At 71.6% G+C, this 22,063-nt stretch carries 15 protein-coding genes and 1 tRNA gene; 1 reads left to right on the plus strand and 15 read right to left on the minus strand.

The genetic code is table 11. The features are described from left to right. Positions 1-291: 291 nt before the first annotated feature. The 11 genes from ACFZBP_RS06490 to bldG form a co-directional block, all read right to left on the minus strand. Positions 292-365: transfer RNA gene (locus tag ACFZBP_RS06490), tRNA-Thr, on the minus strand. 230 nt (positions 366-595) lie between these two features. Continuing rightward, on the minus strand, positions 596-2,260 hold the full coding sequence (locus tag ACFZBP_RS06495) for an alpha/beta fold hydrolase (RefSeq protein ID WP_391410557.1): 1,665 nt from the start codon (positions 2,258-2,260) through the stop codon (positions 596-598). Positions 2,261-2,422: 162 nt separating this feature from the next. Further along, positions 2,423-3,628: a DNA polymerase III subunit delta' gene (locus tag ACFZBP_RS06500; protein ID WP_391410559.1), complete on the minus strand. Its 1,206-nt coding sequence runs from the start codon at positions 3,626-3,628 to the stop codon at positions 2,423-2,425. Between the two features lie 322 nt (positions 3,629-3,950). Continuing rightward, positions 3,951-7,241, minus strand: coding sequence for a dTMP kinase (tmk, locus tag ACFZBP_RS06505; protein WP_391410561.1), 3,291 nt, complete (start codon positions 7,239-7,241; stop codon positions 3,951-3,953). A 175-nt stretch (positions 7,242-7,416) separates the two neighbouring features. Further along, positions 7,417-10,248, minus strand: coding sequence for a type I DNA topoisomerase (gene topA, locus ACFZBP_RS06510; protein ID WP_383449450.1), 2,832 nt, complete (start codon positions 10,246-10,248; stop codon positions 7,417-7,419). 431 nt (positions 10,249-10,679) lie between these two features. Then, positions 10,680-10,877, minus strand: coding sequence for a hypothetical protein (locus ACFZBP_RS06515; RefSeq protein WP_391410564.1), 198 nt, complete (start codon positions 10,875-10,877; stop codon positions 10,680-10,682). A gap of 351 nt (positions 10,878-11,228) precedes the next feature. Further along, positions 11,229-12,755: a methyltransferase gene (locus ACFZBP_RS06520; protein ID WP_383449448.1), complete on the minus strand. Its 1,527-nt coding sequence runs from the start codon at positions 12,753-12,755 to the stop codon at positions 11,229-11,231. A 36-nt stretch (positions 12,756-12,791) separates the two neighbouring features. After that, positions 12,792-13,376 (minus strand): small secreted protein, encoded by a 585-nt coding sequence (locus tag ACFZBP_RS06525; RefSeq protein ID WP_383449447.1) that lies wholly within the window; start codon positions 13,374-13,376, stop codon positions 12,792-12,794. 214 nt (positions 13,377-13,590) lie between these two features. Next, a complete protein-coding gene (locus ACFZBP_RS06530; RefSeq protein WP_383449446.1) occupies positions 13,591-15,996 on the minus strand; it encodes a sodium-translocating pyrophosphatase in 2,406 nt (801 codons plus the stop codon). A 327-nt stretch (positions 15,997-16,323) separates the two neighbouring features. After that, positions 16,324-16,761, minus strand: a complete 438-nt coding sequence (locus ACFZBP_RS06535) for an ATP-binding protein (RefSeq protein WP_383449445.1) — start codon at positions 16,759-16,761, stop codon at positions 16,324-16,326. A 121-nt stretch (positions 16,762-16,882) separates the two neighbouring features. Beyond that, positions 16,883-17,224: an anti-sigma factor antagonist BldG gene (bldG, locus tag ACFZBP_RS06540; protein ID WP_003975386.1), complete on the minus strand. Its 342-nt coding sequence runs from the start codon at positions 17,222-17,224 to the stop codon at positions 16,883-16,885. Between the two features lie 83 nt (positions 17,225-17,307). Between bldG and ACFZBP_RS06545 the strand changes: the two genes are divergently transcribed. Beyond that, positions 17,308-19,824, plus strand: coding sequence for a DEAD/DEAH box helicase (locus ACFZBP_RS06545; protein ID WP_391410568.1), 2,517 nt, complete (start codon positions 17,308-17,310; stop codon positions 19,822-19,824). A gap of 155 nt (positions 19,825-19,979) precedes the next feature. Here ACFZBP_RS06545 and ACFZBP_RS06550 read toward each other — a convergent pair whose 3' ends face one another. The 4 genes from ACFZBP_RS06550 to ACFZBP_RS06565 form a co-directional block, all read right to left on the minus strand. After that, the gene (locus ACFZBP_RS06550) at positions 19,980-20,453 is read right to left on the minus strand and encodes an Rv3654c family TadE-like protein (protein ID WP_391410570.1); all 474 of its coding nucleotides are present in this window, start codon (positions 20,451-20,453) and stop codon (positions 19,980-19,982) included. Then, on the minus strand, positions 20,450-20,851 hold the full coding sequence (locus ACFZBP_RS06555; protein ID WP_383449442.1) for a TadE family type IV pilus minor pilin: 402 nt from the start codon (positions 20,849-20,851) through the stop codon (positions 20,450-20,452). The genes ACFZBP_RS06550 and ACFZBP_RS06555 overlap by 4 nt, the downstream gene beginning before the upstream one ends. Further along, positions 20,838-21,047, minus strand: a complete 210-nt coding sequence (locus ACFZBP_RS06560; RefSeq protein ID WP_234768541.1) for a DUF4244 domain-containing protein — start codon at positions 21,045-21,047, stop codon at positions 20,838-20,840. The genes ACFZBP_RS06555 and ACFZBP_RS06560 overlap by 14 nt, the downstream gene beginning before the upstream one ends. A 148-nt stretch (positions 21,048-21,195) precedes the next feature. Continuing rightward, positions 21,196-21,990, minus strand: a complete 795-nt coding sequence (locus ACFZBP_RS06565) for a type II secretion system F family protein (protein ID WP_391410573.1) — start codon at positions 21,988-21,990, stop codon at positions 21,196-21,198. Positions 21,991-22,063: the final 73 nt, after the last annotated feature.

The raw sequence follows: 22,063 nt of genomic DNA on the forward strand, positions 1-22,063 counted from the left end.
AAGAGCGACCGGCATCAGGCCATCAGCGCGGCGATCTCCGAACCGTCGATCCCGTCGCTCTTGAACCGACGCCCAGCCGACTCGATGATCCGCCGCCGCGTCTCCTGCTTGCGCTCTCGCCCGTATCGGGCCCCGCACTCTCTTTCACTCGTCCAGCTGGCCGCCGCCTCCGGGCCCCCATTGAGCGTGCGACCAGGATTTAATTCTCGCTGACCTCTTGCCGACCGGCTCGCCTCACTCTTGGCAAGGAAAAACCCCAGGTCACGGCGAGTGAGTCCCAGGGTTTCTCGGAGCCGCCTTCGGGATTCGAACCCGAGACCTACGCATTACGAGTGCGTTGCTCTGGCCATCTGAGCTAAGGCGGCGCGCTGTCCGCACTATGGTGCGATCAGCAACGTCGGTAAGTCTACACAGTTTCGGAGGCGCTCCGTACCAACCCCTCCCGGGCCCTCCCGGGCGCACTCCCAGCCCTCCCGGGCCCCGCCCCGGCGCCCCGGAGCGAGGTGCTCCGGGGCAGTTCAGAGCGGCTGTCGGCGGCCGCATTCAGGGCCCGCTGGCAGCGGCGGCCGTCAGGACCCGCAGTCCGTCACAACCCTCAGCACCGCTTGTCCCGAGTCGGCGGCGTCCCCCGCAGGAGATACGTGTTGATCGTCCGGTCGATACACGTGCTCCCGCGCCCGTACGCCGTGTGGCCGTCGCCGTCGTAGGTGAGGAGGCGGGCGGAGGTGAGCTGGCGCGAGAGGGCCTGGGCCCAGCGGTAGGGGGTCGCCGGGTCGCGGGTGGTGCCGACCACGACGATCGGGGCCGCGCCCGCCGCCTCGATGCGGTGCGGCTCGCCGGTGGGCGCCACGGGCCAGTACGCGCAGTTCAGGGTGGCCCAGGCGAGGCCCTCGCCGAAGACGGGGGAGGCCTTCTCGAAGGCGGGGAGGGACTTGCGGACCTCGTCGGGTGTGGCGAAGGCCGGCGGCAGGTCCAGGCAGTTCACCGCCGCGTTGGCGAACATCAGGTTCGCGTAGCGGCCCTCGCCGTCGCGCTCGTAGTAGCTGTCGGAGAGGGCGAGGAGGCCCGCCCCGTCGTTCTCCCGCATCGCCGCGGACAGCGCGTCACGCAGATGCTGCCAGGCGCCCTCGTCGTACATCGCCGCGATCACGCCGGTGGTGGCGAGGGATTCGCCGAGCTCGCGGCCGTCCGCGTCACCGGTCGGGATGGGGCGTGCGTCCAGCTTCCGGAAGAAGGCCGCGAGCTTCCCGCCGACGTCGCTCACCTTCGTGCCCAGCGGGCAGTCCCGGTGGTGCACGCAGTCCCGGGCGAACGCCTGGAACGCCGTCTCGAAGCCCGCCGTCTGGTCGAGGTTCAACCGGCGGGCGGGCAGGGACGGGTCCATCCCGCCGTCCAGGACCAGCCGGCCCACCCGGCCCGGGAAGAGTCCGGCGTACGTCGCCCCGAGCAGGGTGCCGTACGAGGCGCCCACGTACGTCAGCTTCTCGTCCCCGAGCACCGCGCGCAGGATGTCCATGTCCCGGGCCGCCTCGGTGGTGGAGACGTGCCGGAGCAGGCCCGCCGCGTCCGCGCCGCAGCCCTCCGCGAACTTCTTGTACGCGTCGACGAGCCGCCCCGTCTCCTTGGCGTCGTCGGGCGTGAAGTCCGTCTGCGTGTACGCGTCCATCGCCCGGCCGTCGAGGCATTCGACGGGCTGGCTGCGCGCCACGCCGCGCGGGTCGACCGCGACCATGTCGTACTGGGCGCGCACCTCGGCCGGGTAGCCGATCCCCGCGTACTGCTGGAGGTAGCCGATCGCCGAGCCGCCGGGGCCGCCCGGGTTCACGAGCAGCGAACCGAGCCGCTTGCCCGGACCCGTCGCCTTCTTGCGGGCCACGGCGAGGCGGGCGTCCCCGGCGTCCGGCTTCGTGTAGTCGAGCGGTGCCTTCATGGTGGCGCACTGGAAGCCGGGCACCCCGCAGCTGCGCCAGGTCAGCTTCTGCGCGTAGTACGGCGCGAGCGCGGTCGGCGTCGCCCGTGGCAGCGCGGCCAGTGCCGCCCCGGCCGCCGGGGCCCCCGACTTCGTCGCGCCGGCCGTCGTCACACCGCCGGAGGTGCAGGCGGAGACGAGCAGCGCGGCGGCGGTGAGGAGGGCGCCGATCGTGCCGGTTCGCCGGACGTTCGATCGATGGTTGCGTGGGCCCTGTCCACGACGGTTGCGAGGGCCCTGCCCACTGGGACTCGGGGCTGGGCCTACTGGAGAGCTGCGCCTGGTGTACATCAGGCGAGCGTAACTCTGCGCAGCCGTCTGGATGCTGTGCGTGCACGCCACGGCTCGTACGTGTTACATGGTCAACCTCCTGTTGATCATCTGTGGACGACTCCCGCGCCCCGGATCCCGTCCGGCTCAGCCCGGCTCAGCCTGCCCTCTCAGCCCGCCCGCTCAGCCCGCTCTCAGCGCCATGGTCATCGCCTCCACCGCCAGCAGCGGCGCCACATTGCGGTCGAGGGCGTCACGGCAGGCGGCGACGGCCTCGATCCGGCGCAGGGTGGACTCCGGGACGCTGTCGCGGGCCAGACGCTCCAGGGCGTCCTCGGCGTCGGTGTTGGCGAGAGCCACTCGGGAGCCCAGTTGGAGGGCGAGGACGTCGCGGTAGAAGGCGGTGAGGTCGGTCAGCGCGAGGTCGAGGCTGTCGCGCTGCGTCCGCGTACGGCGCCGTTTCTGCTTGTCCTCCAGATCCTTCATCACGCCCGCCGTGCCGCGCGGCATCCGGCCGCCCTGGGCCGCGCCCAGCGCCGCCTTCAGCTCCTCGGTCTCCTTGACGTCGATCTCCTCGGCGAGCTGCTTGGCGTCCTCGGCCGCGGCGTCCACGAGCTCCTGCGCGGCCCTGAGGCAGCCGCCGATGTCGCCGAGCCGGAGGGGCAGCTTGAGGACGGCGGCCCGGCGCTCGCGGGCGGCCGGGTCGGTGGCCAGGCGGCGGGCCCGGTCGACGTGGCCCTGGGTGGCGCGGGCCGCGGCGGCGGCGACCTCGGGCTCGATGCCCTCGCGCCGTACGAGCATGTCGGCGACGGCGTCGACGGAGGGCGTGCTCAGGTTCAGGTGGCGGCAGCGGGAGCGGATGGTCGGCAGGACGTCCTCGATGGAGGGGGCGCAGAGCAGCCAGACCGTGCGGGGAGCGGGCTCCTCGACCGCCTTCAGGACGGCGTTGGCCGACTTCTCGTTCAGCCGTTCGGCGTCCTCGACGAGGATGATCTGCCAGCGGCCGTTCGCCGGCGAGGTGAACGACTTGCGGACCGTGTCCCGCATGTCGTCGGCGAGGATCTGGCTGCCGACGGCGGCCACGGTGGTGACGTCGGCGTGCGTGCCGACGAGCGCCGTATGGCACCCGTCGCAGAACCCGCATCCGGGGGCGCCGCCCAGCGCCCGGTCGGGGCTGACGCACTGGAGCGCGGCGGCGAAGGCCCGCGCCGTCTGGTTCCGGCCCGCGCCGGGCGGGCCGGTGAACAGCCAGGCGTGGGTCATCTTGGACGCCTCGGGGGGCGGCGCGTCGGCGGCAGCGGCGGTGACGAGGGCATCGGCGTCCCGCGCGGCGGCATCCAACTGCTCGCTCACCCTGGCCTGCCCCACCAGGTCGTCCCACACGCTCATGGGTCCCGCCGCCCTTCGTTCACATTTCGCGGTGCGGGATCCATTGTGCGGGGCAGCACTGACAACGAGTGCCGGACCGGGCGACGGGCGTCGCAACGGGCACGGGTGGCAGGACCGGCGGTACGCGTTCCGGAGCAGGTGGCACGGAGGCCGGAGCAGGTGACACGAAGGCCGGAGCAAGCGGCACGGAAGCCGGAGCAGGTGACACGAAGGCCGGAGCAAGCGGCACGGAAGCCGGAGCAAGCGGCAGCACCGACGCCGAAGCGTGCGGCACGGCGGCAGGAGCAGGCAGAGCCGACGAGCGGCCCTGCCGAGCCGGGCCTCAACGCCTGCGGCCCCGACCCCGGCCCCCGTCCTCGTCGTACTCGTCCTCGTGCGGGCCCAGCAGTTCGTCGGCCAGCGTGGGCAGATCGTCCAGCGGGGTCTCCTCGGCCCAGTCGGACCGAGCCCTGCGCCGCGGCGTCCCCGTCTCGTCGACCTGGGGCATCTCGCGCGTACGGTCCTCGGCGCGGGCGTCCTCGCGGAAGTACCCAGGCGGAACCTGATCCGCCCGGTCACCATCCGTCCGGCCCCGATCCGTCCGGTCCTCGCCCGACACGGCGGGCAGCACCGCCGTCTCGTCGGCGGCCCCCGGAGTGACCGGCGGCAGCACGGCGGTCTCGTCGGCGGCCCCCGGCACCACCGGCGGCAACACCGCCGTGTCGTCCGCGGCCCCGGGCACCGGCGGCTGCGGCAGCTTCGTCGTCACCTCGGATTCCGACACCCCGGCAGCACGGCCACCACGAGCACGGTCGCCTCCGGAGGCGCTGTCCCCGGAAGAGGGCGCACCGCCCGTCTCCCGCGGCTCCTCGTCGCGTACGGGCCGCAGCACGGTCGTCTCGTCCGACGCCCCCGCGCCCGCCCCGCCCGGCACGCTCCCCGGCGTCACCACCGGCGTGGGAACGGTCATCGCGTCCCCGGGAGTGGTCGTGGCGCCGGGCGCCGACGGCCTCGGGCCGGCCTGGGCCTGCGCGGCCGCCTGCTCCGCGAGCCGTCGTGCCTCCTCGGCGCGCAGCAGAGCCTCCTCGGCCTTGCGCTGCTTCTCCAGGCGGAGCGCCTCCGCCTCGGCACGCAGTCGGGCCTCCTCCTCGGCCTGCTTGCGGCGGCGGTCGTCTTCGGCCTTGCGGCGCGCTTCCTCCTCGGCGCGCGCCTTCTCCTCCGCGAGGAGCCGCTGCCGCTCCTCCTCGGCCCGCCGGTGTGCTTCCTCGGCCCGCAGCCGGGCCTCCTCCGCCTGCCGTTCGGCCTCGCGCCGCTGCGCCTCCTCCAGCTCGCGCCGCTTGCGCTCCTCCTCCTCGGCGCGCAGCCGGGCGAGCTGCTCCTGGCGCTCACGCTCCAGGCGCTCCTCCTCGGCCTTGCGGGCGGCCTCTTCCTCGGCCTTGCGGCGGGCCTCCTCCTCGGCCTGGCGCCGAGCCTCTTCCTGGGCCTGGATCTCGGCCTCGGACAGCGGCAGCATCTGGTCGAGCCGGTGCCGGACGACCGTGGTCACCGCCTCGGGCTCCTGCCCCGCGTCCACCACCAGGTAGCGCCCGGGGTCGGCCGCGGCCAGCGCCAGGAAACCGGAGCGCACGCGCGCGTGGAACTCCGCCGGCTCCGACTCGAGCCGGTCCGGCGCCTCGGTGAACCGCTCGCGGGCGATCTCCGGCGAGACGTCCAGCAGCACGGTCAGGTGGGGTGCCAGTCCGTTCGTCGCCCAGCGGTTGATCCGGGCGATCTCCGTCGGGGACAGGTCGCGGCCCGCCCCCTGGTAGGCGACCGAGGAGTCGACGTAGCGGTCCGAGATGACGACGGCGCCGCGCTCCAGAGCGGGCCGGACCACCGTGTCGACGTGCTCCGCGCGGTCCGCCGCGTACAGCAGTGCCTCCGCTCGGTGCGACAGGCCCGCGCTCGACACGTCCAGCAGGATCGACCGCAGCCGCTTGCCGACCGGCGTCGCGCCCGGCTCGCGCGTGACGACGACCTCGTGGCCCTTGCTGCGGATCCACTCGGCGAGCGCCTCGGCCTGGGTGGACTTCCCGGCGCCGTCGCCGCCCTCCAGGGCGATGAAGAAGCCGGACGTCGCGGGCACCTGATCCGGGTCGTCCCCGCCGAGCACCGCGTCCCGCAGGTCCTGGCGCAGCGGCACACCGGAACGGTCGTCGACCTTGGCCAGCACCAGTGCGGCAACCGGGAGCAGCAGCGCCCCGGCCAGCATCAGCGTGAACGCCGCGCCGCCGTGCGCGAAGACGAACTTGCCGCTCTCCAGGCGGTGCGGCCCGATCAGCGCGGCCACCAGCGGCGCGATCACGGCGCCGAGCGCCACACACACGCGTACGACCGCGTGCAGGTGCTCCGTGGTGCGCGGGCGCCGGAATTCCTCGGCCTCCTGGTCGAGCAGGGTGTGCCCGGTGTTGGCGGCCATTCCCGCGCCGATCCCGGCCAGGGCGATGATCAGCAGCACGGTGGTGACGTCCGGGACGAGTCCCGCGGCCAGCAGGGCGATGCCGGTGAAGGCGATCGCCAGGGCCAGCAGCCGGCGCCGCGACAGGGAGGGCAGTACGGACGGCGCCGTACGGATGCCGACGACCACACCGCCGGTCAGCGCGAGCACCAGCAGGCCGTACAGCACCGGGCCGCCGCCCAGGTCCTTGGCGTGCAGCACGGCCACCGCGACACCGGCGGACACGGCCCCGGCGACGGCCGCGCACGCCGTCACCAGCAGCGGGATCGCACCGGTACGTCCCTTGTCGACGCCCGAGCCGGTCTTCGGCCGGCGCAGCCCCTCCAGCGGCGACCGCGCGCGCGGGGTACGGGTGTCGGGCAGCTCCAGGAAGGTCAGCACGGACAGGGAGGCGGCGAACAGGCCGGCCGCGACATAGGAGGCGAGGGCCGCCTGGTGCTGGTCGAACCAGTCGAGTCCGGTACCGAGCAGGTTGTTGAGCAGCGCGGCGGCGACGAGCGCGGCGGCGGCCAGGGGGATCGCCACGAAGCCCGTACGCAGGGACAGGCGGCGCAGGGCGTCCATGTGGTCCGGCAGCGGTCGCACGGTCGCGCCCTCGGGCGGCGGGGGCGGCAGCAGCGCAGGCGCCGCGCTCTCCCGGCACACCGTCCAGAAGCGCTCGGCCACGCCGGAGACGAAGCCGGTGACCAGCAGGACGGCCAGCGCGTTGTCCGGCGTCCAGTCGATCCACAGGGGCGCGACGATCAGCAGGGCGGCTCGCAGACCGTCCGCGCCGACCATGGTCCAGCGCCGGTCGAGCGGGCCGTCCTGGGAGGTGAGCGATGTCAGCGGGCCGAGGAGTACGGCGCCGAAGAGCAGTGTCGCGAGGATGCGCACGCCGAAGACGGTCGCCACTGCGAACGCCACGCCCCGGTATCCACCGCCGAACGACCCTTCGGCGATCGCCGCCTGAAGGGCCAGCAGGACCAGCACCAGGAGGGCGAGGATGTCGCCGACACCGCCCACCAACTGCGCGCTCCACAGCCGCTTGAGCTGCGGTCGGCGCAGCAGGGCGCGGACGGCACGCTCGCGGGAGTCCGCGACCAGGGCGTCGTCGGGGGCGGGGTGGTGGGCCGTTGGCTGCTCGGCTCGCGTCATGCTTTCAGCCTATCGGGACGCACTGACAGCCCGGCGCGCACGCCCGAACGTACGCACGCCTCGACACCAAACTGATGCCGAGGCGTTCGTTTTGCGAACCGAAAGTGAAGAACCGCGCCCCCAACCGGACCCCGAAAGAGCCCGGTTGGACGACTCGGCGCAGGAAGAGGCCGACTCAGTCCTCGCTCGCCGACTTCGAAGCCGCCGTCTTCTTCGCGGTGGTCTTCTTCGCCGTCGTCTTCTTCGCGGCCGTCGTCTTCGCCGCGGTCTTCTTGGCGGCCGTCTTCTTGGCCGGGGCGGCCTTCTTGGCGGTCGTCTTCTTCGCGGGGGCCTTCTTCGCCGTCTTCTTGGCGGGGCCCTTGGCCCGCTTCTCGGCGAGCAGCTCGAAGCCGCGCTCCGGGGTGATCGTCTCGACGCTGTCACCGGAGCGCAGGGTCGCGTTGGTCTCCCCGTCGGTCACGTACGGCCCGAAGCGACCGTCCTTGACGACGACCGGCTTCTCGCTCACCGGGTCGGTGCCCAGCTCCTTCAGCGGCGGCTTGGCGGCCGCGCGGCCACGCTGCTTGGGCTGGGCGTAGATCGCCTGGGCCTCCTCCAGCGTGATCGTGAAGAGCTGCTCCTCGGTCTGCAGCGACCGCGAGTCCGTGCCCTTCTTCAGATACGGGCCGTAGCGGCCGTTCTGCGCGGTGATCTCCACGCCCTCCGCGTCCTTGCCGACGACGCGGGGCAGCGACATCAGCTTGAGGGCGTCCTCGAGGGTCACTGTGTCGAGCGACATCGACTTGAACAGCGAGGCCGTGCGCGGCTTGACCGCGTTCTTGCCGGTCTTCGGGGTGCCCTCGGGGAGCACCTCGGTGACGTACGGGCCGTAGCGGCCGTCCTTGGCGACGATCGCGTGGCCGGTCTGCGGGTCGGTGCCCAGCTCGAAGTCACCGCTCGGCTTGGCCAGCAGTTCCTCGGCCATCTCCACGGACAGCTCGTCCGGCGCGAGGTCCTCGGGGATGTCGGCGCGCTGGTGCTGCTCGGTGTCCTTCTCGCCGCGCTCGATGTACGGGCCGTAGCGGCCGACCCGCAGCACGATGTCGTTGCCCACCGGGAACGACGACACCTCGCGCGCGTCGATCGCGCCCAGGTCGGTCACCAGCTCCTTGAGGCCACCGAGGTGGTCCCCGTCGCCGTTGCCGGCGTCGGCCGCGCCGCCCTCGCCTGTGCCCTCGCCGAAGTAGAACCGCTTCAGCCACGGCACGGACTGGGCCTCGCCGCGGGCGATGCGGTCGAGGTCGTCCTCCATCTTGGCGGTGAAGTCGTAGTCGACGAGCCGCCCGAAGTGCTTCTCCAGGAGGTTGACCACGGCGAAGGAGAGGAAGGACGGCACGAGTGCCGTGCCCTTCTTGAACACATAGCCGCGGTCGAGGATCGTGCCGATGATCGACGCGTACGTCGAAGGGCGGCCGATCTCGCGCTCTTCGAGCTCCTTGACGAGGCTGGCCTCGGTGTAGCGGGCCGGGGGCTTGGTGGCGTGCCCGTCGACCGTGATCTCCTCGGCCGTCAGGCTGTCGCCCTCGGCGACCTGGGGCAGCCGGCGCTCGCGGTCGTCCAGCTCGGCGTTCGGGTCGTCGGCGCCCTCGACGTAGGCCTTCAGGAAGCCGTGGAAGGTGATCGTCTTGCCGGACGCGCTGAACTCGACGTCCCGGCCGTCGGCCGCGGTGCCACCGATCTTGACGGTGACCGAGTTACCGGTCGCGTCCTTCATCTGGGAGGCGACGGTCCGCTTCCAGATCAGCTCGTACAGCTTGAACTGGTCGCCGGTCAGTCCGGTCTCGGCGGGGGTGCGGAAGCGGTCGCCGGAGGGGCGGATCGCCTCGTGCGCCTCCTGCGCGTTCTTGACCTTGCCGGCGTAGGTGCGCGGGGCGGACGGCAGGTAGTCGGCGCCGTACAGCTGCGTGACCTGGGCGCGGGCGGCCGCGACGGCGGTGTCGCTCAGCGTCGTGGAGTCCGTACGCATGTACGTGATGTAGCCGTTCTCGTACAGCTTCTGCGCGACCTGCATGGTGGCCTTCGCGCCGAAGCCGAGCTTGCGGCTGGCCTCCTGCTGCAGCGTCGTCGTCCGGAACGGGGCGTACGGCGAGCGGCGGTAGGGCTTGGACTCGACGGAACGGACAGCGAACCGCGTCTGCTCCAGGGCGGCGGCGAGGGCGCGGGCGTTGGCCTCGTCGAGGTGGAGGGTGTTCGCGCTCTTGAGTTGTCCCAGGGAGTCGAAGTCGCGGCCCTGCGCGACTCGCCTGCCGTCGACGGTCTGCAGGCGGGCGACCAGCGACGACGGGTCCGACGAGTCCCCCGCGCGGCCGGTCGCGAAGGTGCCCGTCAGGTCCCAGTACTCAGCAGAACGAAACGCGATGCGCTCGCGTTCCCGCTCCACGACGAGTCGTGTGGCGACGGACTGGACACGGCCGGCCGACAGGCGCGGCATGACCTTCTTCCACAGGACCGGCGAGACCTCGTAGCCGTAGAGGCGGTCGAGGATGCGGCGGGTCTCCTGGGCGTCGACGAGCTTCTGGTTGAGCTGTCGCGGGTTGGCCACGGCGGCCTGGATCGCGGCCTTGGTGATCTCGTGGAAGACCATCCGCTTGACCGGGACCTTGGGCTTGAGCACTTCCTGGAGGTGCCACGCGATGGCCTCGCCCTCGCGGTCCTCATCGGTGGCGAGGTAGAGCTCGTCGGAATCCTTCAGCAGGTCCTTGAGCTTCTTGACCTGGGCCCTTTTGTCGGCGTTGACGACATAGATCGGCTCGAAGTCGTGCTCGACGTCGACGCCGAGGCGGCGGACCTCGCCGGTGTACTTCTCGGGCACCTCCGCGGCGCCGTTGGGAAGGTCGCGGATGTGCCCGACGCTCGCTTCGACTACGTAGCCGGGGCCCAGGTAGCCCTTGATCGTCTTCGCCTTGGCAGGCGACTCGACGATGACGAGTCGGCGGCCGCCCTGTGCGGTCTCGCTGGTCGGGGACAACTTCGCTCTTCTCTCCGGTCGACGCTTGGGCCTTCCCAGGGTCAAACGGCTCCGGGGAGGTGCAGGTGCGGTCCCGCGCCGGCCGCTGCGGCGGCTGGGTGCACAGCCGACGCGTGCTCTCGGTGCCGGATGAAGGCTCTCGTAGCTGAGCTACCAGGGCCTTCGGCCGGTGCGGCGAGAGTGCGTGCCGGGCGGCGCGAGGTCGTGCCTGCACCTCCCCGGGGTCGCTTGGGCCCGGGGTCGGGTGGTGGTGACGCTGCGGAGTGTGACGGTACATCCCGCCCCGTTGTCAAACGGGAAAAGCCCGCAACGGCCACTCGAACGGTAACCCGACTTCCGCCATTCCTGCCGCCCGGAGTGCCCACCGGCCTTTTCGAGCCTTTCCGGAAGAGGCCCTGCCAAATATCGGCCGCGCAGCTCGCGGGCGGTTCTCAGAGTCGGTTGAAGCACCACGTTCCGAGGATCAGCGCGATCACCGAGACAAGGCCCGCGACGGTCGCCGATGCGACGGGACTCACACCCTGGGCGACGGGCAGACGCTGCCGGAGCCGCACCGCGGTCCACGTCAGCAGCCCGCCTCCGAACAGGGCGAACACGACCCCGGCGAAGATCGCCGGTCCACTTTCCATGGTTCCGCTTGCCCCTTTTCTCCCGTCCGCGAGCGCCCAGCCCGGGGAGGCTGTCACGCGCGGGCGGCGCACAGGCGAACCCCGGGTGAACGCGGGACCGACTCGAGGCCGACGCGGGGCCGGCGCCGGACCGACTCGGCTGTGGAATCCCGGGTCCGAGGTCCAGGCGGTCACAGCAGTCCCACATGGCTCGACGGCCTCACGGACCTCCGTAGCCGAACCACGCCACATCCAGCGCCGGAGATCGTCTGAATTTGTCGCCCTTCAGCTCGGCGACGTACTCGAGCCCGGTCACGCGACACATTTCTTTCCGACGGAAGCATGATCCTCAGCGGCGGAACCCCGGCAAAGTCACCGTGCCGGTTCGAGGAACCCCTGCTCCACCAGCAGCCGAATCTGCGCGGGCGTACGGTCGCGCAGCACCACCGGATCCTCGCCCATCAGCTGGGCGATCGCGTCCAGGATGCGACCCGCGCTCAGCGTGCCGTCGCAGACGCCCGCGAAGCCCGCGCCGACCGTGTCCACCTGGGTGGCCCGGCGCATGCCGCGATGCTGACGCAGCACCACATGCTCGGGGTCCTCGGCGCCCGGCAGCCCGACCTGCTCCTGGACGACCTCGCCGACGAGCCTGAAGTGGTCCTCCAGCAGCGCCGCGTCGTCGCGGGCACGCAGATAGTCGAGCCGGCCGAAGTGCGCCAGGACGGTGTCGCCGAGCGGCTGCTCGACCGGGTGCGGCCACTCCTCCACCGTGATCGAGGGCACGGCGGCCGACGCCTTGCGCAGGGTGATCCACCCGAAGCCCACGGCCTTGACCTTGCGCGCCTCGAACTCGTCGAGCCACGCGTCGTACCGCGCCTGGTACTCGGCCACGTCGCCGCGGTGGTCACCGGCGTCCCGGAGCCACAACTCGGCGTACTGCGTGACGTCCTGGACCTCGCGCTGCACGATCCACGCGTCGCACCCGCGCGGCACCCATGACCGCAGCCTGTCCTGCCAGTCCTCCCCTTCCACGTGCTGCCAGTTGGCGAGGAACTGCGCGAACCCGCCCTCGTTCAGCCGCTCCCCAGCCCCTTGAACGATCGAGCGGCACAGATCGTCCCCGCCCATCCCGCCGTCGCGGTACGTCAGCCGGGCGCCCGGCGAGATGACGAAAGGCGGGTTCGAGACGATCAGGTCGTACGTCTCGCCGTTCCTGAGCGGCTCGAACAGCGACCCCTCCCGCAGGTCCGCGGCGGGGGCGCCGGACAGCGCGAGGGTGAGCGCGGTGATGTGCAGGGCACGCGGGTTGAGGTCGGTCGCCGTCACGCGCGTGGCGTGCTGCGCGGCGTGCAGCGCCTGGATGCCGGAACCGGTGCCGAGGTCGAGGGCGGCGGCGACGGGCGTACGGACGGTGATGCCGGCGAGGGTCGTGGAGGCGCCGCCGACGCCGAGGACGACCCCTTCGTCCTTGCTGCCGATGCCGCCCGCTCCGCCGACCGCGCAGCCGAGGTCGGACACGATGAACCAGTCCTCGCCGTCGGGCCCGCCGTACGGCCGGACGTCCACGGTCGCGGCGATGTCGTCGGAGTCCCGGCCGGCCCGGACCAGCCACCCGCTCTCCAGGCAGGCGTCGACGGGCAGAACGTCCGCCACGCGCGCGTGCGGCACGGGTTGCTGCAGCAGGAAGAGGCGTACGAGCGCCTGGAGCGGGGCGTCTCCCCGGGTCGCCCGGAGCGCGGGCACGGTCTCGCTCCGGGCGAGCGCCGCGTACGCGGGCGCACCGAGGAGTTCGAGCAACCCGTCCGCGGTGAAGGAGGCCGCTAGCAGGGCCTCCCGCAGCCGGGCGGCGACATCGGGGCGGTCGGAGGCGGGCAGGGCAGACAGGCTGGAGTCACTCACGCCCTCATTGTGACCCGCGCCCGCCCCGAAGGCGGGTCAGCTGTCGGTGGCCGACGTGGAGGCGGCCGCCTGCTTGCAGCCCTCCTGCTTGAGCAGCGCCTGCTTGGTGTCGCCGCTCGACTCCAGCTTCTTCAGCGCGTCCAGCGCGCTCTTGCGCTGGCTCACGACGTCCTTCATGTCCTTGCCGACGTCGCTCAGCCCGGAGGCGAACTTCGCCTGGTCCTTGGTGTTGAGCCCGTCCATCTGCTTCTTCAGGTCGGCGTAGCTCGCGGAGAGCGCGGTGAGCTTCTTGATGGCGTCCTGCTGCTTCTGCGCGCCGTCCTCGACCCCGGGGGGCGCTCCGGCGCTGTCGAGGAGGGTCGCGCGCGCCTTGAAGCCTTCGGCGAGGTCCTCGAACGCCTTGGCGTCGACCTTCTGGAGCTCCGCGGGCGGGCTGTCCTTGGCGGCCTTGGTGATCGCGGCGTCGGCCGCGGCGATCTTCGCGTTCTGCGTCGGCGCCGTGTCACAGATCTTCTTGGCCCAGGCGTCCAGCTCCGGGTTGCCCTCGTCGCTCGTGCATCCCGTCAGCGCCAGCACCAGCACCGCACCGCCGGACAGTGCGGCCGTGAGCTTCTTGTTCACCGGTTCGGTCCCTTCCGTGGCTCTCGGCCAACGGACCTTACACGCCGTACGGAAGACAGCGATGCACCAAATGCAGCAATAGTGACGTTATAGAACTCTTTACACCATGTGAGAGAAGGGTCACGGCTGGGGCGTGAACACGTACGAGGCGGGCGGGCGGCACGTCAACGCGCGCCGCCCGCCCGCCTCTTGAGCTGGGCCGTCCTGAGACCGCCTACGAAACCACCGCGGGATCGGCTGGTTTGGCCACCCTGTCGGCGTTGCCTTCGTCACCCATGGCGATGCCTCGCCGCTTGGAGACGTAGACCGCGCCGACGATCACGAGGAGCGACAGTACGGCGATCGTGACCCGAACGCCGACGTTCTTGTCCTCGCCGTAGCTGAACTGGATGACCGCGGGCGCGATGAGCAGCGCCACCAGGTTCATGACCTTCAGCAGCGGGTTGATCGCGGGACCGGCGGTGTCCTTGAAGGGGTCGCCGACCGTGTCGCCGATCACCGTGGCGGCGTGGGCCTCGCTGCCCTTGCCGCCGTGGTGGCCGTCCTCGACGAGCTTCTTGGCGTTGTCCCAGGCCCCGCCGGAGTTGGCCAGGAACACCGCCATCAGCGTGCCGGCGCCGATCGCGCCCGCGAGGAACGCGCCGAGGGCGCCGACGCCGAGCGTGAACCCGATGCAGATGGGCGCCATCACGGCGAGCAGACCGGGCGTGGCGAGCTCGCGCAGGGCGTCCCGGGTGCAGATGTCGACGACCTTGCCGTACTCCGGCTTCTCCGTGTAGTCCATGATCCCGGGCCGCTCACGGAACTGCCGCCGTACCTCGTAGACCACGGAACCGGCCGACCGCGACACGGCGTTGATGGCGAGTCCGGAGAAGAGGAAGACGACCGCGGCGCCCGCGATGAGACCGACGAGGTTGTTGGGCTGCGAGATGTCCATCATCAGGTTCATCGGCGCGCCTTCGCCGCTGAGTTTCTCGCCCACGTCCCGTGCGCCGGTGGTGATGGCGTCGCGGTACGACCCGAAGAGTGCCGCCGCCGCGAGGACGGCGGTGGCGATGGCGATGCCCTTGGTGATGGCCTTGGTGGTGTTGCCGACCGCGTCCAGGTTGGTGAGCACCTGGGCGCCCGCGCCCTCGACGTCGCCGGACATCTCGGCGATGCCCTGCGCGTTGTCGGAGACCGGCCCGAAGGTGTCCATGGCGACGATCACACCGACCGTGGTGAGCAGACCGGTGCCGGCCAGCGCCACCGCGAACAGCGCCAGCATGATCGACGTACCGCCGAGCAGGAACGCCCCGTACACGCCGAGCCCGATCAGCAGGGCGGTGTAGACGGCCGATTCGAGACCGACGGAGATGCCCGCCAGGACGACGGTGGCGGGACCGGTGAGCGAGGTCTTGCCGATGTCCATGACCGGACGGCGGTTGGTCTCGGTGAAGTAGCCGGTCAGCTGCTGGATCACGGCGGCCAGCACGATGCCGATCGCCACGGCGACGAGCGCGAGGATCCGCGGGTCGCCGTCCTTGGCCGCGATGGTGGCGTCGGTGACGCCCTCCAGGTCGGCGTACGACGACGGCAGGTAGGCGAACACGGCGATGGCGACCAGCACGATGGAGATCACCGCGGAGATGAAGAACCCGCGGTTGATCGCGGTCATGCCGCTGCGGTCGGTGCGGCGCGGGGCCACCGCGAAGATGCCGATCATCGCGGTGATCACGCCGATCGCGGGCACGATCAGCGGGAAGGCGAGCCCGGAGTCACCGAACGCCGCCGAGCCGAGGATCAGCGCGGCGACCAGGGTCACGGCGTACGACTCGAAGAGGTCGGCCGCCATGCCCGCGCAGTCGCCGACGTTGTCGCCCACGTTGTCGGCGATGGTCGCGGCATTGCGCGGATCGTCCTCCGGAATGCCCTGCTCGACCTTTCCGACCAGGTCGGCGCCGACGTCGGCGGCCTTGGTGAAGATGCCGCCGCCGACACGCATGAACATCGCGATCAGCGCGGCACCTAGTCCGAATCCTTCGAGCACCTTCGGCGCGTCGGCCGCGTACACCAGCACCACACAGGAGGCGCCCAGCAGACCGAGCCCCACCGTGAACATGCCGACGACGCCGCCCGTGCGGAAAGCGATCTTCATGGCTTTGTGTGAGACGGCGGTGAGATCCTTTTCCGGTTCACCTTCCGCCGGGGTCGCTTCCCGTGCGGCCGCGGCTACGCGCACATTGCTGCGTACGGCGAGCCACATGCCGATATAGCCGGTGGCCGCCGAGAACCCGGCGCCGATCAAGAAGAACACCGATCGGCCGATGCGCTGATTCCAGTCGTCCGCGGGCAGCAGCATGAGCAGGAAGAACACGACGACGGCGAATACGCCGAGCGTGCGCAACTGCCGGGCCAGATAGGCGTTGGCGCCTTCCTGGACCGCGGACGCGATCTTCTTCATGCTGTCGGTGCCCTCGCCGGCCGCGAGTACCTGGCGCACCAGGACACCGGCGACCACGAGCGCTGCCAGTGCGACAACGCCGATGACCGTGATGATGATCCGGTTGTCGTCGGTGAGCACCGCGGCCGCGAGGGTTGTGGGGTGGTCGAGCTGATGAGGGGTAGAAAGCCCCGCCATTCGTCCTCCTTGACGCTTGGGCTGAGCTCAAGATGTGGACGGATTCTAGGTACCGGAACCTGATCAAAACAGAGCGCGGCAAACGGAATTAGCCTTCACATGCCGTTCAGCAAATGATCGACATCACGCCACTGAACCCGAAAGTGCTAATGCCTCAAAACCATTGACGCCCACATTTACTTGATCAAATTATCGGCGGATTGATCGTGAATTCCTTCACGAATTCGGCGAGGGCGACGACAGGGGCGACGACAAAAACGCGAAGGGGCCCTGCTGAGCAGGGCCCCTTCGCGTCGAGCCTGGTTCGGGTTCGGGTTCGGCGGTTCGTCAGGCGAGCACCGCGGCCGGCGGTGTGGTCGGCCAGGTCATACGGATCAACCCGCCGTGCTCCCCTGCGGAGACCTCCACGTCGTCGACGAGGCCGCTGATGACCGCGAGGCCCATCTCGTCCTCCTCGGCCTCCACTTCGGCGTCGTCGCCCGCGGCACCGTTCGCCCGCTCACCGGGAACGGAGCGCGGCGCCTCGTCGCCGACCTCGATGGAGAACTGTTTCTCCTCCTCGATCAGCGACACCTTCACCGGCGCCGTGATGCCGACGCTCTGATGCAGTCCGACGGCACGGGTGCAGGCCTCGCCGACGGCGAGCCTGACCTCGTCCAGGACGGCCTCGTCCACTCCGGCCCTGCGCGCCACCGCTGCCGCCACCAGACGGGCGGTCCTGACGTGCTCGGGCAGCGCGCTGAAGCGGAGTTCAACGGTGGCCATGCATCCCCCTCCGAACTACGGGCGTGCTGTCCGGAGGACCGGGCTGCCGAAAGCCCGGTCCCCCTTCTCCTTCAACTTCTGCCGCCCCGGACCCGCCCTGCGGCGGGCCCGGGTCCGGTGGTCAGTCGGTCGCCGCCACCGCTTCCTCGACCGAGGTGTGGATCGGGAACACCTTGGTGAGGCCGGTGATACGGAAGATCTTGAGAATGCGCTCCTGGTTGCAGACCAGGCGCAGGGAGCCCTCATGGGCACGCACACGCTTCAGGCCGCCGACCAGCACGCCGAGCCCGGTGGAGTCGAGGAAGTCGACGCCCTCCATGTCGACGACGAGGTGGAAACTCCCGTCGTTCACCAGCTCGACCAGCTGCTCGCGCAGCTTGGGCGCGGTATATACGTCGATTTCGCCACCGACCTCGACGACCGTACGATCGCCGACGGTACGGGTCGACAGGGACAGGTCCACGGATCCTCCAGCACCTTGCTAATCGAGCGGTCGCCCCTCGGGACACCTCGGCTTACAGCCCCTTGGACGGTTCGCCAGCCGCGATGGCATTCAATCACTTACCGGCAGGCGTGCACGACGCCTTGGTCCCATTGTCCGTCACGCCAGTGACACACTCGGTGCCGATGGCCAAGAATCACCGATCCGATCGATCCCCGACGGGCCCCGTTTCCCGGGTGGACCCGGGCACGGTGCTGGGCCGACTCGCCTCGGGTCCGAGCCGAGCTGCGCGCATCACTCATACGGAGCATGTGCCCCCGAGGGCGGGTCGCCATGCAGTCTGGCCCGACCGGATCCGTGCGGAGGTCATCGCCGCGGTGCAGACCGCGGGAATCGAACATCCCTGGGCCCACCAGGCACGCGCCGCCGAGCACGCCCTGGACGGCGACTCGGTGGTCGTCGCCACGGGCACGGCGTCCGGCAAGTCGCTGGCCTACCTCGTGCCGGTCCTCTCGACGCTTCTGGAAGGCTCCGAGGCGCCGAACGGTCGCGGCGCCACCGCCCTCTACCTGGCCCCGACCAAGGCCCTTGCGGCGGACCAGTGCCGCTCGGTGAAGGAACTTTCACATCCCCTGGGCAATTCCGTGCGGCCGGCCGTGTACGACGGCGATACTCCGTTCGAGGAACGCGAGTGGATCCGCCAGTACGCCAACTACGTCCTCACCAACCCCGACATGCTGCACCGGGGCATACTCCCGTCCCACCCCCGCTGGTCCTCCTTCCTGAAATCGCTGAAGTACGTCGTCATCGACGAGTGCCACACCTACCGCGGCGTCTTCGGCTCCCACGTCGCCCAGGTACTGCGCCGTCTGCGCCGCCTCTGCGCCCGCTACGGCGCCTCTCCCGTCTTCCTGCTGGCCTCCGCGACCTCGGCCGAGCCCTCGGTGGCCGCCCGCCGTCTCACCGGCCTCCCGGTGGTCGAGGTCGCCGACGACGCCTCCCCGCGCGGCGAACTGGTCTTCGCCCTCTGGGAGCCCCCGCTCACCGAGCTCCAGGGCGAGAAGGGCGCACCCGTCCGGCGTACGGCCACCGCCGAGACGGCCGACCTGCTGACCGACCTGGCCGTGCAGGGCATCCGCTCGGTCGCCTTCGTCCGCTCCCGGCGCGGCGCCGAGCTGATCTCGGTCATCGCCCAGGAACGCCTCGCCGAGGTCGACCGCTCCCTCGCCCGGCGTGTCGCGGCCTACCGAGGCGGCTACCTCCCCGAGGAACGCCGCGCCCTGGAACAGGCCCTCCACTCCGGCGAACTCCTCGGTCTCGCCGCCACCACCGCCCTGGAACTCGGCATCGACGTCTCCGGCCTGGACGCCGTACTGATCGCCGGCTATCCGGGCACCCGCGCGTCCCTGTGGCAGCAGGCGGGCCGGGCCGGCCGCTCGGGGCAGGGCGCGCTGGCCGTCCTGGTCGCCCGCGACGACCCGCTGGACACCTACCTCGTCCACCATCCCGAGGCCCTGTTCGACCGTCCGGTGGAGTCGACGGTCCTCGACCCCGACAACCCGTACGTCCTCGCCCCGCACCTGTGCGCGGCGGCCGCGGAGATCCCGCTGACCGACGAGGACCTGGCGCTGTTCGGCCCCGAGGCCGCGGGGCTGCTGCCGCAACTGGAGGCCGCGAAGCTGCTGCGCCGGCGTACGAAGGCCTGGCACTGGACGCGCCGGGAGCGGGCCGCCGACCTGACCGACATCCGCGGCGAGGGCGGCCGTCCCGTCCAGGTCGTCGAGGCCGGGACGGGCCGGCTGCTCGGCACGGTCGACGCGGGCGCGGCGCACGGCTCGGTGCACGAGGGCGCGGTCCATCTGCACCAGGGCCGCACCTACCTCGTGCGCTCCCTCGACCTGGAGGACTCGGTCGCCCTGGTCGAGGAGGCCGCCCCGCCGTACTCGACGGTGGCCCGGGACACGACGGCCATCTCCGTCCTGGAGACGGACATCGAGATCCCGTGGGGCGACGGCCGCCTGTGCTACGGCTCCGTCGAGGTCACCAACCAGGTGGTCTCCTTCCTGCGGCGCCGGCTGATCACCGGCGAAGTCCTGGGCGAGACGAAACTCGACCTCCCTCCTCGTACGCTGCGCACCCGCGCGGTGTGGTGGACGGTCACCGAGGACCAGTTGGACGAGGCCCGGATCAACCCGGAGATCCTCGGCGGCGCCCTGCACGCCGCCGAGCACGCCTCGATCGGCCTGCTGCCCCTCTTCGCGACCTGCGACCGCTGGGACATCGGCGGCGTGTCGATCCCGCTGCACCCCGACACGCTGCTCCCGACGGTGTTCGTCTACGACGGCCACCCCGGCGGCGCGGGCTTCGCCGAGCGCGCCTTCCACACGGCCCGCACCTGGCTCACGGCCACCCGCGAGGCCATCGCCTCCTGCGAGTGCGACGCCGGCTGCCCGTCCTGCATCCAGTCCCCCAAGTGCGGCAACGGCAACGATCCGCTGCACAAGCGGGGGGCGGTGCGGTTGCTGACGGTGCTGTTGCGCGGGGCGCCGCAGGAGGAGGCGGGGGGAGACGGCGGCCGGCCTGAACGAGGAAGGGGAGCCCGAGCTCGTCCAGGAACCTGAGCGGCGGGAGCCGGCGACGGGGGCCGCGCAACCGGTCAAGGGATCGGCGGCAAACGGTTCGGCACCGCTGGGCCGAACGGCGGACTCCCCGTCGTCGGGGCGTCCTGCCCCGTAGGGCCGGAGGCAGGAGGCCCGGTCGGCGTGATCGGCCCCGCTTACCCCGCTGGCACTGCTGGCCCTGCTGGCCTTGGTGGGGGCCCCGCTGGCCCCGGTGGGGGTCCCGCTGGCACCGCAGGTCCCGGTGGCCCCGCCCGCGCCCTGACCTCCGCTGCGAACGGCCCCCGGCCCGACGCCGCCGTCACGTCCGACACCTCCCCGACCAACGCGCATCGCACGAGCCGCACCCCCTGGGCCCCGGCCACCCGTTCCGCACGGTCGCAGGCCGCCGCGGCGCCCTCCGCCCAGTGGTCGGCCGCCGCGAGCGCCGCCAGATCCGCTCCGCCGGCCGCCCGGTGCCGGGTCGTGACGGCGTGGCCCAAGGCGAGTACGACGCCGAAGACGACACAGAGCACGGCGATGGCACCGACGCTCCAGACCGTGGCGGAACCCCGGTCGGAACGCAGGCCGGCACCAGGACCTCGGGCGGCGTCTCGGCCGGCGGAACGCCCCGTTGAGGAACCTCCTCTCATGTCCGCTCCCCCACCGTCTCCTCCGCCGCCGCCACGGCCTCCTCGCGTACCTCGAAGGGAAGGCCGCTCAGCACCGGAGGCTCGGCCACGACGACCACGCGCACCTCGTCCGCCTTCCGGTCCACCGTGACCGTCGCACCACGCGGTGCCGCCTCGCGGGTCACCCTGATCACCGCCTCGGCCGGATCCTGCCGGGCCGCCGCTCGGGCCCCGGTCCGGGCCGCGTCCACGCACTGGATCTGTGCGGCCACCACGAGCAGCCCCCACACCAGCGCCATCGCGAACATCACCAGCACGGGCAGCACGACGGCCGACTCCGCCGTCACGAACCCCCGGTCCGACGGACGGCCTGACCACCGGGCGGCGCCCCGCCCCCGCGCCCGCTCACATTTCCGCATTGAGCGCCCGCTTCACGATGTCCTGAAGCTCCGCGCTGACCTGCCCGCTCGTCACGACCTTGTAGAGCACCACGGCGAACGCCACCGCCGCGACGATCCCCATCGCGTACTCCGACGTCACCATCCCCGCGTCGCTCCGTGCCGCCCGCGCCCTGCACACCAGGGCACGCATCCGCGCCCGTACTGCCTTGTACATCTCAACCCCCGTAAAGTTCGGTTCTGTTACTCCAGCTGCTGACCGGCGACGCTTGCCGCCCCTCAGTCCGTCAGGTCTCCGTCAGGTCCGTCAGGCCGCCACTCCGTCCCGCGTCACCCCTCACCTGTCACCTGTCACCTGTCACCTGTCACCGACCACCCCCTCCCAGCACTCCGCCCGCCAGCCCGATCACCACTGGCGCCACGCCGACCGCGATGAACGCGGGCAGGAAGCACAGCCCCACCGGGGCGGAGACCATGACCGCCGCCCGTCTGGCCCGTTCCGTCGCGGTGCGCGTCCAGTCGGCGCGAGCCTCCGCGGCGAGCCGCGCGGCAGGCCCGGCAGCGGGGAGCCCCGACACATCGGCCCGCTCCAGCAACCGCGCCAGCGCCCCGGCCCGTGGCAACGACGCCAGCCGCTGCCATGCCTCACCCGGCTCACCACCGAGCCGCACCTCCGCGGCGCCTCGCGCCAGCCCCTCTCCAACGGGACCGCCCAGAGCCTCACCGACGGCCTGGGCCGCGATCACCGGAGCGGCTCCCGCGGCGATGCAGGCCGCCAACAGATCCGCCGCGAGCGGAAGTTGCCGCGCGACCTCACCGGCATCGAGCTCCTCCACCGGGCCGCCGGCCTCCTGTCTACGCCGCCACAACCACAGCCCACCCGCGGCGACCGAACCCACCGCCATCCCGGCCACCCCGCCGACCAGCGCCCAACCGGCGCCCACGACAGCCGCCATGGGGAGCACTCGCCGCACGCCGTGCCGGACGTCGTACCTTCGGCGTCGGCGGGTCGACTCCACATCCCCTGCCGTCATCAACTCGGCGAGCCGTCGCCGTGCTCCGCGCTCCCGCCGGGCCACGATCGACCAGTGCAACAGCCACCCGACGGCCAGCACCGCTCCCAGCGCCATCCCCAGCCTGTGGAAAACGTCCGCGCTCATCCCGTCACCTCCCTCTCACGCCCCGAACGACCCAAGCGGCTCAGCTCAAACAACCCAAACAACCCAAACGGTC

Origin of the sequence: Streptomyces sp. NPDC008086 (assembly GCF_042957325.1) — a bacterium.
Lineage (GTDB): Bacteria > Actinomycetota > Actinomycetes > Streptomycetales > Streptomycetaceae > Streptomyces.

What these genes read in the sequence shown, in the direction of transcription:
- tmk (WP_391410561.1), bottom strand. Translation starts at nt 7,241, where the DNA reads ATGACGCGAGCCGAGCAGCCAACGGCCCACCACCCCGCCCCCGACGAC.
- ACFZBP_RS06550 (WP_391410570.1), bottom strand. Translation starts at nt 20,453, where the DNA reads ATGAGAGGAGGTTCCTCAACGGGGCGTTCCGCCGGCCGAGACGCCGCC.
- ACFZBP_RS06555 (WP_383449442.1), bottom strand. Translation starts at nt 20,851, where the DNA reads ATGCGGAAATGTGAGCGGGCGCGGGGGCGGGGCGCCGCCCGGTGGTCA.
- ACFZBP_RS06500 (WP_391410559.1), bottom strand. Translation starts at nt 3,628, where the DNA reads ATGAGCGTGTGGGACGACCTGGTGGGGCAGGCCAGGGTGAGCGAGCAG.
- ACFZBP_RS06530 (WP_383449446.1), bottom strand. Translation starts at nt 15,996, where the DNA reads ATGGCGGGGCTTTCTACCCCTCATCAGCTCGACCACCCCACAACCCTC.
- ACFZBP_RS06560 (WP_234768541.1), bottom strand. Translation starts at nt 21,047, where the DNA reads ATGTACAAGGCAGTACGGGCGCGGATGCGTGCCCTGGTGTGCAGGGCG.
- ACFZBP_RS06545 (WP_391410568.1), top strand. Translation starts at nt 17,308, where the DNA reads ATGGCATTCAATCACTTACCGGCAGGCGTGCACGACGCCTTGGTCCCA.
- ACFZBP_RS06515 (WP_391410564.1), bottom strand. Translation starts at nt 10,877, where the DNA reads ATGGAAAGTGGACCGGCGATCTTCGCCGGGGTCGTGTTCGCCCTGTTC.
- ACFZBP_RS06565 (WP_391410573.1), bottom strand. Translation starts at nt 21,990, where the DNA reads ATGAGCGCGGACGTTTTCCACAGGCTGGGGATGGCGCTGGGAGCGGTG.
- ACFZBP_RS06535 (WP_383449445.1), bottom strand. Translation starts at nt 16,761, where the DNA reads ATGGCCACCGTTGAACTCCGCTTCAGCGCGCTGCCCGAGCACGTCAGG.
- ACFZBP_RS06495 (WP_391410557.1), bottom strand. Translation starts at nt 2,260, where the DNA reads ATGTACACCAGGCGCAGCTCTCCAGTAGGCCCAGCCCCGAGTCCCAGT.